1 protein-coding gene is annotated in these 368 nt (G+C 50.5%); it reads right to left on the bottom strand.

Translation table 11 applies throughout. From position 1 onward, the window contains the following. Positions 1 to 359: hypothetical protein (locus Q0779_RS23810; RefSeq protein ID WP_298776751.1), on the bottom strand; the 359-nt coding region annotated here is incomplete at its 3' end. Positions 360 to 368 lie beyond the last annotated feature (9 nt).

The raw sequence follows: 368 nt of genomic DNA, 5'->3' as shown, positions 1-368 counted from the left end.
TCACTGGGCGTGTGCAGTCCCCCTTGTGTTGCTTGCGCCGTGGCACAATCAACCACCTCAATTAAGGCTTGCTCAAAAGCGTTAACAAAGGTGTGAGACAGCGCAGCGTCGAGTTGAGAGGCAATATTAAACGTAAGCTGTCCATCCATGATAGCGCCATTAATATTGAGGAGATTGACATCCTTGTTTTGCCGCGAGACACTCAAGCCCGTCGACTCCGATGTCAATTGCCAGTCAAGACCTGCTGACTGACCACTGTTGTCCATTTGCCCTAAGTAGTTAAAGCTCACCCGGGGTAACTCGCTTGTCGCTAACCCTAACGCACCAAATCCAATGCCTTTGTCAGGTATGCTGCGCAACGCTTCCTT

This window comes from uncultured Shewanella sp., assembly GCF_947491715.1.
Lineage (GTDB): Bacteria > Pseudomonadota > Gammaproteobacteria > Enterobacterales > Shewanellaceae > Shewanella.
Note: the sequence above shows the minus strand (reverse complement) of the source record. Positions and strands in the feature narration are given on the sequence as shown.